The sequence below is a fragment of the Legionella tucsonensis genome (assembly GCF_001468035.1).
In the GTDB taxonomy this organism is placed as follows: domain Bacteria; phylum Pseudomonadota; class Gammaproteobacteria; order Legionellales; family Legionellaceae; genus Legionella; species Legionella tucsonensis.
In genome coordinates this window covers 842,013-855,800 of the sequence record NZ_LNZA01000001.1, presented here as the reverse complement: position 1 = coordinate 855,800, position 13,788 = coordinate 842,013, and the positions used below count along the sequence as shown (strand labels likewise).

The window sequence follows — 13,788 nt, the reverse complement described above, 5'->3', positions numbered from 1 at the left end:
ACTTAATCAAATACTTGCGAACTGCCTTATTGATCGCCATAATTTGTTTTTATTTTTTTTAAGGTTAGTAATGGAATTTTTAAGTCAATACGGTATGTTTCTTTTAAAATCAGTAACAGTAGTTATTGCCTGCCTATTAGTAATTGCAGGTTTTTTTTCTATGAGCCGTAAACCAAAGCCAAAACTGGAGATTACATCTCTAAACAAACATTATGACCATATAATATCCATAATGAACAAAGAAGTACTTGATCAAAAAGTACCTAAGAAGAAAAAAAATAAAGAGGAGCAACCCACACTTTATGTAATTGATTTTCACGGTGATATTAGAGCATCTCAGGTAGAGCAACTTAGGGATGAAGTAACTGCAATTCTTTGCACCGCAAAACCTGGCGATGAAGTTTTAGTTCGTCTAGATAGTCCTGGAGGTATCGTCAATAGCTATGGACTGGCTGCTTCGCAGCTCCAACGCTTTCGTGATAAAAATATTCCTCTGACTGTAAGTATCGATAAAATGGCCGCCAGCGGCGGTTACTTAATGGCCTGTGTTGCGAATCAAATCATTGCTGCCCCTTTTGCAATTATTGGCTCTATAGGAGTAGTAGCACAAATACCCAATTTCCATCGTTGGCTTAAAAAACACGATGTTGATGTGGAACTATTAACTGCTGGGGAATATAAACGAACTCTAACACTGTTAGGTGAGAATACTGAAAAAGGCAGAAAAAAAGCTCAGGAAGATCTGGAAAAGATACATACTATTTTTAGAAATTATGTAGCTGAGCATCGGGAGCAACTCAATATAGAGCAAGTTTCTACTGGGGAACATTGGTTAGCCAAAGATGCCTTTGATCTGCATCTTGTAGATAAATTATGCACAAGCGATGACTATCTAATAGAAAAAATTGCACGCTATAAAGCATTCAAAATAACCGTCCCATCCAAAGCGTCTCTAGCGAATAAATTGCTTAAGCCAGCGATGCGGTTTATGCACCCATGGGGGTAATAATCAAATTCAGCAGTTGAAGTATTATGGTGAATAACAAAAAACTTTTAATATTCAAAATACTGGCTGAGCGGATGAATTTTAGATAATGGTGTATAATTAATTAATATTACATAATGTTAATTTAAAATGGAGTGAGACATGAGTGACTTTAAATCAAAACTACCCGATCTCAAAGAGTTAGCTTCAATGACAAGCAAGTTATTTACAGATATAAAAAAGAGCGTTGGTGAAATCGTTCACAACTATAAAGAAAATAGAGCACAACAAGAAGAAGTAGAACAAACAAAAGAAGAGGCCACCCAAAAACCTGTTAAGGAGAATAAGGCTGCTGCTGAACCGGCTAAACCTACGGAACCAGTTGAAACCGTTGAGATCACTGAAACCATTGAAACCATTGAAGTAGTTGATCCTAAAGAATCAAAAGAAGAATCAAAGGCTGATGACACCAAACAATAAGTATTTTATCTGAAACTTACATTGAACCTGGGTGAAGCACAGCAGAACCCGGGATTTATATGTAATCATGTATTACTTTAAATTTCTGAAATTATCTATTAATCAAACACGCTCAGGACGTGTAAGTCCGTATTTGCGCATTTTTTCAACCAGAGTGGTACGTCTCATATTCAAGTAGCTTGCAGCATGAGCCACCACCCAATCTGATTCATTTAATGCTTGACTGATCAATGCTAACTCGGTTTTTACCAAATGCTCTTTTAAATCTATGCCTTCTGCTGAGCAAATCTGCTCCTGATTTATCACATCTAATAAAGCTTCTCGTTCAGAGTTGGATGTATCAGATCCTGCAAATAAGGGCATATATTCACCACGCACCTTTTGTGGTAAATCTTCTTTACTCAAAATTCCTTTGGGATATAAAATAGTGAGCCGTTCCACCAAGTTAGCCAACTCTCTGATGTTACCTGGCCAACTGTACTGGCTTAATGCAGCCATCGCATCCGGCATTAAACGTACGCTGGGCTTGTTTTCACTCTCAATCCGTGCGATCAATTCGTTAAATAACAAAGGAATATCCTCTGCCCGTTCTCTTAAAGGAGGCATTTCTATAGGAAATACATTAAGCCTATAAAATAAATCCTCTCTAAATTTCCCTTCCTTAATCGCCTCTTCCAAATTTCTATGCGTCGCAGCAATAATTCTTACATTCACATCGATACTTTTATTTGATCCGACTCGCTCAAAACAGCGTTCTTGCAATACTCTTAATAATTTTACCTGCATAGGCAAAGGCATATCCCCTATCTCATCAAGAAATAAAGTCCCTCCGTTCGCTAATTCAAATCGTCCTTGTCGGGAAGTAATTGCACCAGTGAATGCACCTTTTTCATGACCAAATAATTCACTTTCAAGCAATTCTCCCGGTATAGCGCCACAGTTAATTGGGATAAAAGGCTTTATACCTCTTGATGACAAAGCATGGATATTACGTGCGACTACCTCTTTACCTGTTCCGGATTCCCCAAGGATTAAAACACTTGCTTCTGTATCAGAAACTTGCTCTATTAATCGGCGAACATTACGAATACTGGCGCTGTTACCCACCAGACTGCGTAATAATGGATTTTTATGATTGCTAATCACAATGGACTTTATTGCTTCTTTAGCAATTTGACATTGATGCATAGATTCCATTATTTGAGCGTAAGTAAATGGGAATTCCAGACACGCGACAACATTGCGCAAGAGGCATTGAGCATTATTTAATTTTTGACCCACCACAATAATTGGAACTTTAGCGAATCTATTTGCTAAAGTATCCAGCTCATTTATAGTTTCCTGAATTGATTCGCTTGCACCAAGAAGAATAACGTCGGGATCTATATCAATAAAGCGCCATTCGCTATACTTACTGACTTCAGTAGATTCACCGATAAAATCCAGTATTGTGCACAACTTATCGCAACGACTTTCATTATTATCAATGATAAAAACCTTGTCATTAATACTCATAAACTTATCCTTAAGTTTTTATATACTTGCACCATCATTCTCTCCCTTAAATCGAGGAAGACGTTCAATAGACCTCTTTCCAAATTTGCTGAGGAGGCGAATTGCTTCGTCGATGCGGTGCTCGAATTCTCATGTACTTGCATGTACACTCCGGTTCTGTGTCCGCGTCTCCTCGCACTTCTCTCCCCTCAGCAAATTTGGAAAGAGATCTAATAATTAACCTATCGATAACACACGATTAATTTAAAAGCATTACACTGATTCCCAAAACACAATTCCTGACTACCAATTGTTTTAGTAGCACTTACCTGTGCTTCTTTCACAAAATACTTAGCCTGCATGAACCCCATCCGATTGCAAAAAGAATTGGCTGCCCGTGAACCACAACCTTGTTTTTGGTCATAACACCAATCCACACGATAATCGTTAAAACGAGGATCGGCAAAACGTTTTTCGCGATAGTGATAAGGTTTTGGTGGGGTATGAGATAAGCCAGTAGCACAAACAATAGTCATAAATCCATTACAGCGCCACCCCTTACAGCTTTGACTGGTTGATAGGTAATGTGTTAACCCTATATTGTAGGATATTTCATTATCGCTGGAATAATCATAACCTAGCATTTGGCAATAATGATCTGCTACGACTTTGCCACACTCCTTACCATCTACAGTACAATAATCCAGGCGCTCCCCTAGATAAGTGGGATGCCAAAAATTTCGAAAAGCTTTATTGTGCTTTTCACTTGTATTTGCTTGGGCCGAAAAAGAACAAAATAAAAAAAATAAAAACATAAAGTAACTAAAATTGATCATTAAAACAATCCCTTAGCGATTATCAAATCATGTTAGCTTATGACGCCTACTGGTACAAGAGTAACATAAGGTTAATCACTATTGATTTATTAAATGTAGCACATCTAGTTCCATTCATTTTCAAAAACAGTTATTTTTGATAGTTAATCTGGTAGAATAATGACCATGAAATTATTTTTTATTTTTTTTGCAATACTTCTTGCACTGCTCCCATATACAATGAGCAATGAAAACATTGTTTCTAATCCTGTTAAAGCTGCGGCAGCAGGCCCTAAAAATAAATGTTTACAAAAAGCTCCTATAACCCAATCTATTCGCTGTAGTTTTAACCAAGCATATGTAATACCTACTGAATTGAGCTTATCAAAGACCCATTCACTTATGGGTTTGCTCTTCTTTTCTCTATATATATTGTCTCTATGTTCAGGATTTAAAACGCGAATCTATAAACCACCACGCTCATTTTCTAATAGTTAATCCTCTATTTTTAAATACTTATGCTGATGATTTCTTGATCATGAGTCGGTTATATTATTGGAGAATTTTATGAAAAATTTATTTAAAACTATTTTATTCGTTATTGTAATTTCTAATTGGCCTACATCTTTATGGGCTTCAACAAATAACGATAATTATATTGAAAAGAATTATTTTCAATTTGTTATCCCTGAATATCATACAAGCAGACAATCAGGACAAACAGTCACTATTTATGTGCGCTATGCCTACAAGAAAAAATTACCGAATAATGAATATCCTGACTATCGGATATTACGCACGGCTGTTTTAAAGTATATGGAGCCTACAGTGGAATTTCCTGAAGAAGTTTTCTGGGAAATTCTTGCTACGGCAATAGGAAGAGATTTAATAAAAAACTACCCACTGGATGGTGTAAGTATTCAATTGGACGTTCTGGATAACCAAAATCCAAACAGTTTTGAACCAGGTGATCATGGACCTACATTTACTGTAGGTGACATAGAGCCTTTAGATGTACATCACTAACTGGATAATTAATTAATGTAGCCAGGTAAAGAATAGCATCCTGGCACATATCGTATCCTTGGATAAAAAGTCAGATTTAGCCCCCAGAAACTCTAAATAGGATTATCACTATCTATAAATAAATGTTCTAACTCAAATTGAGAGGCAAGATGCTTCCCTAAAGCCTGAATGCCATAACGCTCTGTTGCATGATGCCCGCAAGAATAATAATGAACCCCTAATTCCTTTGCTTGGTAATAAGTTCGTTCGGATATTTCCCCACTTATATAGGCATCTACCCCTAAACGAAATGCATCCTCAATAAAGTCCTGCGCTCCTCCACTACACCAGGCTATATGAGTGATCGGCTTTTCACTGCCTACGATAAATAAAGGAGAACGTCTTAATTTTTTTGTTAAATATTCGGTAAACTCTGTGTGTTTCATCGTCTGAGCTAACTTTCCTGACCACAGCAGATTATCAGTATCACCTGCTCTATGCATGTGTACCATATCCACTTCAAATAATTTGGCCAGACAGGCATTATTTCCAAGATCAGGATGACAATCTAAAGGAAGATGGTAGGCAAATAAATTTAATTTATTGCATAACAACTTATAAATTCGTTGTCGTTTCATCCCTATAATCACTGGGGCTTCGCCACGCCAAAAGTAACCATGGTGAACCAGCAAAGCATCTGCGCTCCATGCAATGGCTTGAGAAATTGCGTCCTCAGATGCAGTGACCGCAGTGCAAATTCGGCCAATCTGTTCTTTGCCCTCAACCTGCATTCCGTTAGGAGCATAATCATTGTATCGCTCACAGCCCAATAATTGATGCAGGTATAATGATAGTTCCTCTTGAGTAATCACCGGTCAGAAACTCGCTTGATGTCAGCACCTAATAAACATAATTTTTCTTCTATGCGTTCATAGCCTCTATCTACATGATAGATACGCTCAACCGAGGTTTCACCTTCTGCAACTAATCCAGCTAAAATCAAACTGGCTGAGGCACGTAAATCCGTTGCCATAACAGGTGCGCCGGTTAATTTTTCAATGCCATTAATTATTGCTGTATTTCCATTGAGTTGAATCTGCGCCCCCATACGTTGTAACTCCTGCACATGCATAAAACGATTTTCAAATATAGTCTCAACGATGGTTGAAGAACCAACTGCTACCGAGTTCATCGCCATAAACTGTGCCTGCATGTCCGTTGCAAAAGCTGGGTACGGTGCTGTAGAAATATTTACTGCATGAGGACGTTGATTGTGCATATTAAGACTAACCCAATCTTCACCTATGATTAATTCCGCACCCGCTTCTTCAAACTTACATAACTGTGATAATAAAGTATCAGGTCGTACTCGTTTTACAGTAACATGTCCTCGTGTTAAAGCTCCTGCAGCGAGATAAGTTCCTGCCTCAATTCGGTCAGACATTACAGAATAAGTCCCGCCAGCAAGAGATTCAACACCTTCAACCTCAATTATTGAAGTTCCAGCACCAGAAATTTTTGCTCCCATTTGAATCAGAAAATTGGCTAAATCAACCACTTCAGGCTCACGGGCGGCATTTTTAATAATTGTTGTCCCTTCGGCAAGAGTGGCCGCCATGAGTACATTTTCAGTACCAGTCACAGTGACTGTATCAAACATTAAACGCTTTCCTTGCAAACGACCACGTTTACAACGGGCATTGATGTAACCATTTTTGACTGTGATATCAGCACCCATAGTTTTCAACGCTTTTAAATGCAAATCGACGGGTCTTGTCCCAATAGCACAACCTCCGGGTAAAGATACATCTGCCTTACCAAATCGAGCAAGCAAAGGTCCTAAAACTAAAATGGAAGCACGCATGGTTTTAACTAAATCATAAGGAGCAACAAACTCATTTACTTGACTCGCATCAACTTGGACATTCATTTTCTCGTCAACGATTAATTGAGCACCTAATTGACCAAGTAGCTCCATCATGGTGGTTATGTCTTTGAGATGAGGGACATTGGAAATGGTTACATGATCTCGTGCAAGCAAACTTGCAGCCATAATAGGTAAAGCAGCATTTTTTGCTCCTGAAATAACTACTTCTCCATTGAGTGATTTACCACCATTTATTAATAATTTATCCATTTTGCGTTCCCCATTCTTCTTTTGTCCACGTCTTTATGCTAATTGCATGAAGCTTACCAGTGGTAATCAATTCTTTCAGCTGCGCATAAACCCACTGCTGTCTGGCTACCTTGGGTTTATTTAAAAAGACATCACTTACTACAGTTATCTGATATTGATAACCATCTCCCTCCACTTTGATGTAAAAAACATCATCAATGGATTTAAACTTTTGTTCTATTTCTTCATTACTTATCATTAAAATTAGCTCACATATTAAAATATATACAACTTTTGATAACAAATACATTCAGGGTGAAACACAGCATTTCCCAGGATTTTGTTATCCAAATAAAAAAAAGAAAACCCGGGCTATGGCTCGTACCTTCACCCAGGTTACAATTTATAATCCTAAAAAAAGTAACCGCTCTCCAAAAATTGAAAATTCCTCTCAGAAAATTACAAAAAAATTACACGGCCTCCAAAATACGTTTCACACCACAAAACTCTGCTAAAGATTGTGTTTCATCAGGTATTCCAATGATTTCAAAAAGTTTATTATTTTTTTTACATAACTTTCTAGCCTCGATAAGTAATGCTAAACCCGCGCTATCACAATGCGTCACATCACTTAGATCCAGACTGAATCGGTCACTTTTATCTTCCATCAAAGCCTGATAGAGCTTTGCTCGCACTGCAACAACTGACTTAAATGTAAGATCAATACCCGGTTTAAAGCAAACTTTATTCACCATTAGGAAGTCCTTTTAAGTTGCTTTTTTTCCATTAACTTGATGACCTCATCAATACTGGAGTTTTGTAAGGCTGCCGCGAACTGTGACCTGAAACTTTGCAATAAGCTTACTCCTTCAACGCTGATATCATAAATCTTCCACTGATCATTTTTGGCAACAAGACTATAAGACAACGGAATATTTTGTCCTTCAGCTCGAATAATAATGCTGTTAACTCGCAAAAATCGAGAACTCAGAGAACCTCTTAAGGGTAAAAATTGTATGCGTTCATTGGTGTATTGTGCCAAAGGGCTGGCATAAGTACGAATCACCAAACGTGTAAACGCTTTGGAAAATTGCTCTCTTTGTGAACTTGTTGCTTTACTCCATGCCTGTCTTCCCAAAACAGAACGTGACATGCCCGCTACATCAACAATAGGTAGTAAATTTGTTTCTACAGCCTGATAAATAATATTAGGATTACTTTTTAAACTGGCTTTATTTTCTTTTAGAGTTGCAATGATATTATTGGCAGTTTGCTCTAGCATAGGTATGGGAGAGTTTTGTGACGCATTCATCATTGGAGATAAAATCACACTGACAACTAATAAAACTGTTTTTATTATTCTCATGTTCTGACCTTATTTTTTAATGTTAAACAGTAGTTGACCAATTAAATTTTCAAGAATAATTGCTTCTTGAGTCTTTCCAATCACATCCCCATTTCGTAAATAAGGATGAGCTTTATCCTCCTCATCCTCAAAACCGGGGACAATACTAATATAATTGGAACCAAGCAACCCTTCTGTCAAAATCCGCGCTGAAGCATCTTCATAAGGTATCTTTTTATCATCACGCAAGCGCATAGTTACCTTTGCATTAAGTTCTCCTGGCTGCAAATCAATACGAGTTACTTCGCCAATTTTAACTCCCGCCACGGTAACAGGTGCTCGCACTTTCAATCCACCAATATCGGTAAAATCAGCAGTTACCTCATAACTGTCATGAGATACAAGACTAGAAAAACCACTCACCTTCATTGTCATGACCAACAAAGCCAATATACCAAGCAACATAAATAGGCCGACACTAAAATCTACATAACGTTGCTTACTCATTTACCAATCTCCAATCATCATTGCAGTCAACAAAAAATCCAGTCCTAATACAGCAAGCGATGAATAAACTACTGTTTTAGTCGTCGCCTGACTAATACCTTCTGCAGTAGGCACACATTCAAAACCCTGGAATACAGAAATCCAGGTTATAACAAAAGCAAAAACTAAACTTTTAATAATACCACTGAGCACATCAATACGGAAATCCACTGCTGCTTGCATATTGGACCAAAAACTTCCAGAATCCACACCTAACCAGTGAACACCGATAAAATACCCTCCAAAAATAGCTACTGCAGAAAAAATTAATGCCAAAAAAGGTAAGGTAATAAGACCCGCTATAAAACGAGGATAAATAACCCTGCCTAAAGGATCAACTCCCATCATATCCATACTGGATAATTGTTCTGTTGCTTTCATCAAACCAATTTCAGCAGTTAAGGCTGAGCCCGCACGCCCAGCAAATAATAAGGCACTAATTACCGGTCCAAGTTCCCTTGAGATACTTAAGGCCAATAACTGCCCTAATTGACTTGATGCACCAAATTTTTGCAAAGTATTATAACCCTGTAAACCAACAACCATACCAATAAATAAAGCGGAAACAACGATAATCAAACACGACAAAAAACCAACAAAATGGATTTGATAGCGCAGCAAAGGCCAAAGCTTTGAAATGCCTGGCCGTCTAAACAACATGAAGAACAGAAATACTCCGGAGTTTCCCAAGCTTTGCAAAACCCGTGAACCACGGTGACCGACACGAGCGATGAACTCAAGCATCTAATAGCTCCTCTATATATGATCTGGCTGGATAATGAAAAGGTACAACTCCATCAGCCTCTCCATGCATAAACTGTTTGATCTGAGGTTCAGACGATTGAATCAGTTCTTCGGGAGTTCCTTGTCCTATGATTTTTCCACCAGAAATAAGATAAATATAATCAGCTATAGAACAGGTTTCTTCGACATCATGTGAGACAATAATTGTTGTTGTATGCAATAACTCATTTAACCTTTTAATCAAACGAACTAAAACACCTAGAGAAATCGGATCCTGTCCTGTAAATGGTTCATCATACATCATTAGTTCCGGATCCAGTGCTATAGTACGTGCTAAAGCAACTCGCCTAGACATCCCGCCTGACAACTGGGCTGGCATCAGAGGAGCAGCTCCCCGCAATCCAACTGCTTCAAGTTTCATCAATACGATATCACGCAACATCGATTCATTTAATTGAGTATGTTCTCGCAAAGGGAAAGCCACGTTTTCAAACACAGAAAGATGAGTGAATAAAGCAGAACTTTGAAAAAGCAAACCCATGTTGCGTCTCGCCTCATACAAAGCTCTACGAGATAATAGATGCATGTTTTGACCATTGACGTGGATAAAACCACTGTCAGGTCTTAACTGAGCACCAATTAACTGCAATAAGGTGGTCTTTCCAGAGCCACTAGGCCCCATAATTGCGGTAATCTTACCTCGTTTAACTACCATATCAATGCCATTGAAAATGTGACGGCTTTCACGAGTAAAGACTAAATTTTTTATTTCAACCCAATTTTCAGGCATATTCTCTTTTCCGGTTATAGCCAAAAGTAGAAGTATATACTGGATCGAAAAAAAAAATGAGGTGTTTAATCCTATTTATTCAAATGTTTTTTTGTTAGAATGAAAAATAAACAAAAAATATCCAATAGCCTATGAATTTCTGTACACTTGGACTTGCTGTTATTGAAACTGAAGCACAAGCTGTCTTTGAGTTAACCCAGCGAATCGATAGCCGATTTGAAAAAGCCTGTGAATTGTTGCTTGCCTGTAAAGGACGGATCGTCGTAACTGGCATGGGAAAATCAGGTCATATAGCGAATAAAGTTGCTGCTACTTTATCAAGTACAGGAAGCCCCTCATTTTTTATGCATCCAGGTGAAGCAAGCCATGGGGATCTGGGAATGATTACCCGACAAGATACCGTAATTGCTATTTCTCACTCGGGCAACACGTTAGAATTAGTCACTTTACTTCCTTTATTAAAGCGATTAGAAGTCCCTTTGATTACTTTGACTGGAAACTCTGAATCAACTTTAGCGAACGCAGCAGATGTTAATTTAGATGTCAGCATCAAACAGGAAGCATGTCCACTTGGTCTTGCGCCAACAACCAGTACTACTGTTGCCTTAGTTATGGGCGATGCACTGGCGATTGCACTTTTGCAGGCCAGAGGATTTAGTGAGGAAGATTTCGCTTTGTCGCATCCAGGAGGATCTCTGGGTAAACGACTTTTGCTGCGTATTGACGATCTCTGTCATCAGGGAGTGCAACTTCCGCTTGTGCATGAAAATGCAACAGTGAGTGAAGCGCTCATTGAAGTAACAGATAAAAAATTGGGTATGACGTGCGTTATCGATCATAAGGGGTATCTTGTTGGAGTCTATACAGATGGAGATGTTCGCAGGACTTTAACACGCCAGTATGATATCAATACGACTCCAATAAAAGAAGTCATGACGCGTAATGCATGTACAATTCCTAAGGGAATGCTTGCTGCCGAAGCCTTAGCTATTATGCAAAAACACAGCATCACTTCATTAATTGTCATCGATGAAGAAAAGCGTCCAGAAGCTGTTCTTCATCTTCATGATTTATTAAAAGCAGGCGTCTTTTAAATGAATAAATTAATTGAACGAGCTAAAAATATTAAATGCCTTATCTGTGATTTGGATGGGGTTCTTACTGATGGCCTTTTGTATATTGATAATCATTTTAATGAATTAAAAACATTCCATATTCATGATGGAGTGGGTTTAAAATTACTTATGGCTGCTGGAATTGAGGTAGCGGTTATTACTGGTTCGTGCAATGCTGTAGTGGATCACAGAATGCAACAATTAGGTATTATCCATTATTATAAAGCTCAATTGGATAAACAGGAGACATACAAACAGCTGAAGAATAAATTAAATCTTCAGGATGAGCATTTTGCTTATATTGGTGATGATATTCCTGATGCTCCAATTATGGAACAAGTCGGCCTTAGCGTTGCGGTTGCCAATGCAGTATACCAAATTAAAGAAATTGCCATGTGGCAGACGTCTCTACCAGGTGGTCGTGGAGCAGTACGCGAGTTATGCGACCTTATTCTTAATGCACAAAACAAGATGGATTTGGCGATAACAGGTTATCTAAAATAATGAATGCAACAAAACAATTCATGTGGCTTTTTTTTACTTTGATTCTTCTGGCGTGTTCAGGATGGTATTACAGCCACTCAAGAATATTAATTCGCCTGGATAGTGAAGCCCTCGCGAATTCAGTAGATACTACTATTTCTAACGTTATAGTACGTCAGTTTAATCAACAAGGAGTGCTTGCCAATGTGCTTACCGCCCCCTTCATGCAGCATATTCAAAAAGATAATGTCTATTTATTTCAGAATCCGCATATTGTTGTAAGCCAGAAAGAAGAACAACCACCCTGGGATATTAGCTCAACCAAAGCCAAATCATTTGAAGGAGGGAAACAAATTACCTTTACAGGTAATGTTGTTGTGCGCCAAAAAAAAGGAAATAATTCACAAGAAAGTACTTTAAAAACAGAAGAAGTAACTTATTATCCAAAAGAAAAGAAAGCAAGTTCCGATGTGCTTGTAACATACGAACAACCAGGTAATATTATTCAATCAACTGGAATGAATGCTTATCTTGATGAAAAAAGAGTAGAGTTACTCCACCATGCAAGAGGAAGTTATGTTCCCGCGCATGGTTAACTACGGTCTGCTCTTTCTTTTAATGTTCGCTTCTTTTGCTTATGCTCTTACAGAAGATAAAGAAAAAGTAATGCATGTAATGGCGGACTCAGCTGATCTCAGTCAACAGGAGCATAAAGGGATTTATACTGGCAATGTTGAATTAGTACAAGGTACAACAAATCTGCAAGCCGCTAAAGCAGTGACTCTAGGAAATGAAAAAAATCAGCTTGAGATCGCTATAGCTACCGGAACTCCTGGGAAACAAGCGCATTATTGGACAATAACCGATCCCAAGAAACCGCCAGTACATGCCTATGCAGACACCATTCGTTATTATCCACTGCGTCATTTGATTGAGTTAATAGGGAATGCTCGAGTAGAACAAGGAGAAAATTCTTTTTCTGCTGCAAAAATAAGCTATGACACTGTAAAACAACATGTTTTGTCTCAAGGTAACGGCAGTAAAAGAATAACCATTATTTATCGTCCAGAAAAGAAACCATCATGAGCATCCTGGAAGCGCGAAATCTAAAAAAATCGTTTAAATCGCGAACTGTGGTTAATGGCATCAGCATCCATATTAAAAAAGGTGAGTGCGTTGGCCTGTTAGGACCTAATGGAGCAGGAAAAACAACCTGTTTTTATATGATAGTCGGTTTGCAATCATGCGATGAAGGTCAAATTTTACTGTCCGACCAAGATATAACAACACACGCCATGCATCAAAGAGCACGCTTAGGGATTAGCTATCTTCCCCAAGAAGCTTCTGTTTTTCGTAAGCTCTCTGTGGCAGAGAATATCATGGCCATTCTAGAACTAAGGGCTGATTTAAACGAACAGGCTCGTGAAGAAAAACTGGATCTGTTGCTTCAAGAATTCCATATTTCACATCTTCATAAAAGTCTAGGTATGTCTTTATCCGGGGGAGAACGACGACGTGTTGAAATTGCAAGAGCCCTTGCAATAGAGCCATCTTTCATCCTTCTTGATGAGCCCTTTGCTGGAGTCGATCCAATTTCGGTTATTGATATTAAAAAAATAATCCAACATTTATGTAATAAGGGCATTGGCGTTTTAATTACCGATCATAATGTAAGGGAAACCTTGGATATATGCGAACGGGCCTATATTGTCAGCCAAGGAAAAATATTGTGCGAAGGAACCCCCAATATTATACTGGCCAATCAACAAGTAAGGGCTGTTTATTTAGGCGAAGAGTTCACTTTATAAAATAAAATTGCACCCTGGGCGCAGCGCAGTAGAACCTAGGGTTTATTGAATATACATTCCCT

General features: G+C 38.3%; 19 protein-coding genes. 9 read left to right on the top strand and 10 right to left on the bottom strand.

Annotation, left to right across the window (positions count from 1 at the left end; genetic code table 11):
- Nucleotides 1-70: 70 nt before the first annotated feature.
- Nucleotides 71-1,006 carry a protease SohB gene (gene sohB / locus Ltuc_RS03735; RefSeq protein ID WP_058519991.1) on the top strand — a complete coding sequence of 312 codons (936 nt, stop codon included), beginning with the start codon at nucleotides 71-73 and terminating at the stop codon, nucleotides 1,004-1,006.
- A 141-nt stretch (nucleotides 1,007-1,147) separates the two neighbouring features.
- A complete protein-coding gene (locus tag Ltuc_RS03730) occupies nucleotides 1,148-1,465 on the top strand; it encodes a hypothetical protein (RefSeq protein ID WP_058519990.1) in 318 nt (105 codons plus the stop codon).
- Nucleotides 1,466-1,567: 102 nt separating this feature from the next.
- On the opposite strand, the gene Ltuc_RS03725 is transcribed toward Ltuc_RS03730, so the two are convergent.
- Entirely contained in the window at nucleotides 1,568-2,980 is a 1,413-nt protein-coding gene (locus tag Ltuc_RS03725) for a sigma-54 dependent transcriptional regulator (RefSeq protein ID WP_058519989.1), read from the bottom strand.
- Nucleotides 2,981-3,201: 221 nt separating this feature from the next.
- A complete protein-coding gene (locus tag Ltuc_RS03720) occupies nucleotides 3,202-3,795 on the bottom strand; it encodes a hypothetical protein (protein ID WP_058519988.1) in 594 nt (197 codons plus the stop codon).
- A gap of 159 nt (nucleotides 3,796-3,954) precedes the next feature.
- On the opposite strand from Ltuc_RS03720, the gene Ltuc_RS03715 reads away from it, so the two are divergent.
- On the top strand, nucleotides 3,955-4,272 hold the full coding sequence (locus Ltuc_RS03715; RefSeq protein WP_058519987.1) for a hypothetical protein: 318 nt from the start codon (nucleotides 3,955-3,957) through the stop codon (nucleotides 4,270-4,272).
- A 69-nt stretch (nucleotides 4,273-4,341) separates the two neighbouring features.
- A complete protein-coding gene (locus Ltuc_RS03710; protein ID WP_058519986.1) occupies nucleotides 4,342-4,800 on the top strand; it encodes a hypothetical protein in 459 nt (152 codons plus the stop codon).
- A gap of 92 nt (nucleotides 4,801-4,892) precedes the next feature.
- On the opposite strand, the gene Ltuc_RS03705 is transcribed toward Ltuc_RS03710, so the two are convergent.
- From Ltuc_RS03705 to Ltuc_RS03670, 8 genes are all read right to left on the bottom strand, one after another.
- Nucleotides 4,893-5,651: a Nif3-like dinuclear metal center hexameric protein gene (locus tag Ltuc_RS03705; protein ID WP_058519985.1), complete on the bottom strand. Its 759-nt coding sequence runs from the start codon at nucleotides 5,649-5,651 to the stop codon at nucleotides 4,893-4,895.
- Nucleotides 5,648-6,916: a UDP-N-acetylglucosamine 1-carboxyvinyltransferase gene (murA, locus tag Ltuc_RS03700; RefSeq protein WP_058519984.1), complete on the bottom strand. Its 1,269-nt coding sequence runs from the start codon at nucleotides 6,914-6,916 to the stop codon at nucleotides 5,648-5,650. The genes Ltuc_RS03705 and murA overlap by 4 nt, the downstream gene beginning before the upstream one ends.
- Nucleotides 6,909-7,154: a BolA family protein gene (locus Ltuc_RS03695; protein ID WP_058519983.1), complete on the bottom strand. Its 246-nt coding sequence runs from the start codon at nucleotides 7,152-7,154 to the stop codon at nucleotides 6,909-6,911. Before Ltuc_RS03695 ends, murA begins: the two co-directional genes overlap by 8 nt.
- A 211-nt stretch (nucleotides 7,155-7,365) precedes the next feature.
- Nucleotides 7,366-7,650 carry an STAS domain-containing protein gene (locus tag Ltuc_RS03690; RefSeq protein WP_133138253.1) on the bottom strand — a complete coding sequence of 95 codons (285 nt, stop codon included), beginning with the start codon at nucleotides 7,648-7,650 and terminating at the stop codon, nucleotides 7,366-7,368.
- Nucleotides 7,650-8,261: an MlaC/ttg2D family ABC transporter substrate-binding protein gene (locus Ltuc_RS03685; protein WP_058519982.1), complete on the bottom strand. Its 612-nt coding sequence runs from the start codon at nucleotides 8,259-8,261 to the stop codon at nucleotides 7,650-7,652. The genes Ltuc_RS03690 and Ltuc_RS03685 overlap by 1 nt, the downstream gene beginning before the upstream one ends.
- Before the next feature lie 9 nt (nucleotides 8,262-8,270).
- Nucleotides 8,271-8,747: an outer membrane lipid asymmetry maintenance protein MlaD gene (mlaD, locus tag Ltuc_RS03680; RefSeq protein WP_058519981.1), complete on the bottom strand. Its 477-nt coding sequence runs from the start codon at nucleotides 8,745-8,747 to the stop codon at nucleotides 8,271-8,273.
- Nucleotides 8,748-9,530: a lipid asymmetry maintenance ABC transporter permease subunit MlaE gene (gene mlaE, locus Ltuc_RS03675; RefSeq protein WP_058519980.1), complete on the bottom strand. Its 783-nt coding sequence runs from the start codon at nucleotides 9,528-9,530 to the stop codon at nucleotides 8,748-8,750.
- The gene (locus Ltuc_RS03670) at nucleotides 9,523-10,320 is read right to left on the bottom strand and encodes an ATP-binding cassette domain-containing protein (RefSeq protein ID WP_058519979.1); all 798 of its coding nucleotides are present in this window, start codon (nucleotides 10,318-10,320) and stop codon (nucleotides 9,523-9,525) included. The genes mlaE and Ltuc_RS03670 overlap by 8 nt, the downstream gene beginning before the upstream one ends.
- 131 nt (nucleotides 10,321-10,451) lie before the next feature.
- On the opposite strand from Ltuc_RS03670, the gene Ltuc_RS03665 reads away from it, so the two are divergent.
- From Ltuc_RS03665 to lptB, 5 genes are read left to right on the top strand one after another with little or no spacing between them, the layout of a single operon-like run.
- The gene (locus Ltuc_RS03665) at nucleotides 10,452-11,414 is read left to right on the top strand and encodes a KpsF/GutQ family sugar-phosphate isomerase (protein WP_058519978.1); all 963 of its coding nucleotides are present in this window, start codon (nucleotides 10,452-10,454) and stop codon (nucleotides 11,412-11,414) included.
- Nucleotides 11,415-11,939 carry a KdsC family phosphatase gene (locus tag Ltuc_RS03660; protein ID WP_058519977.1) on the top strand — a complete coding sequence of 175 codons (525 nt, stop codon included), beginning with the start codon at nucleotides 11,415-11,417 and terminating at the stop codon, nucleotides 11,937-11,939.
- The gene (gene lptC, locus Ltuc_RS03655) at nucleotides 11,939-12,514 is read left to right on the top strand and encodes an LPS export ABC transporter periplasmic protein LptC (RefSeq protein WP_058519976.1); all 576 of its coding nucleotides are present in this window, start codon (nucleotides 11,939-11,941) and stop codon (nucleotides 12,512-12,514) included. Before Ltuc_RS03660 ends, lptC begins: the two co-directional genes overlap by 1 nt.
- Nucleotides 12,495-13,004: a lipopolysaccharide transport periplasmic protein LptA gene (gene lptA / locus Ltuc_RS03650; RefSeq protein WP_058519975.1), complete on the top strand. Its 510-nt coding sequence runs from the start codon at nucleotides 12,495-12,497 to the stop codon at nucleotides 13,002-13,004. Before lptC ends, lptA begins: the two co-directional genes overlap by 20 nt.
- A complete protein-coding gene (gene lptB, locus Ltuc_RS03645; protein ID WP_058519974.1) occupies nucleotides 13,001-13,726 on the top strand; it encodes an LPS export ABC transporter ATP-binding protein in 726 nt (241 codons plus the stop codon). Before lptA ends, lptB begins: the two co-directional genes overlap by 4 nt.
- Nucleotides 13,727-13,788: the final 62 nt, after the last annotated feature.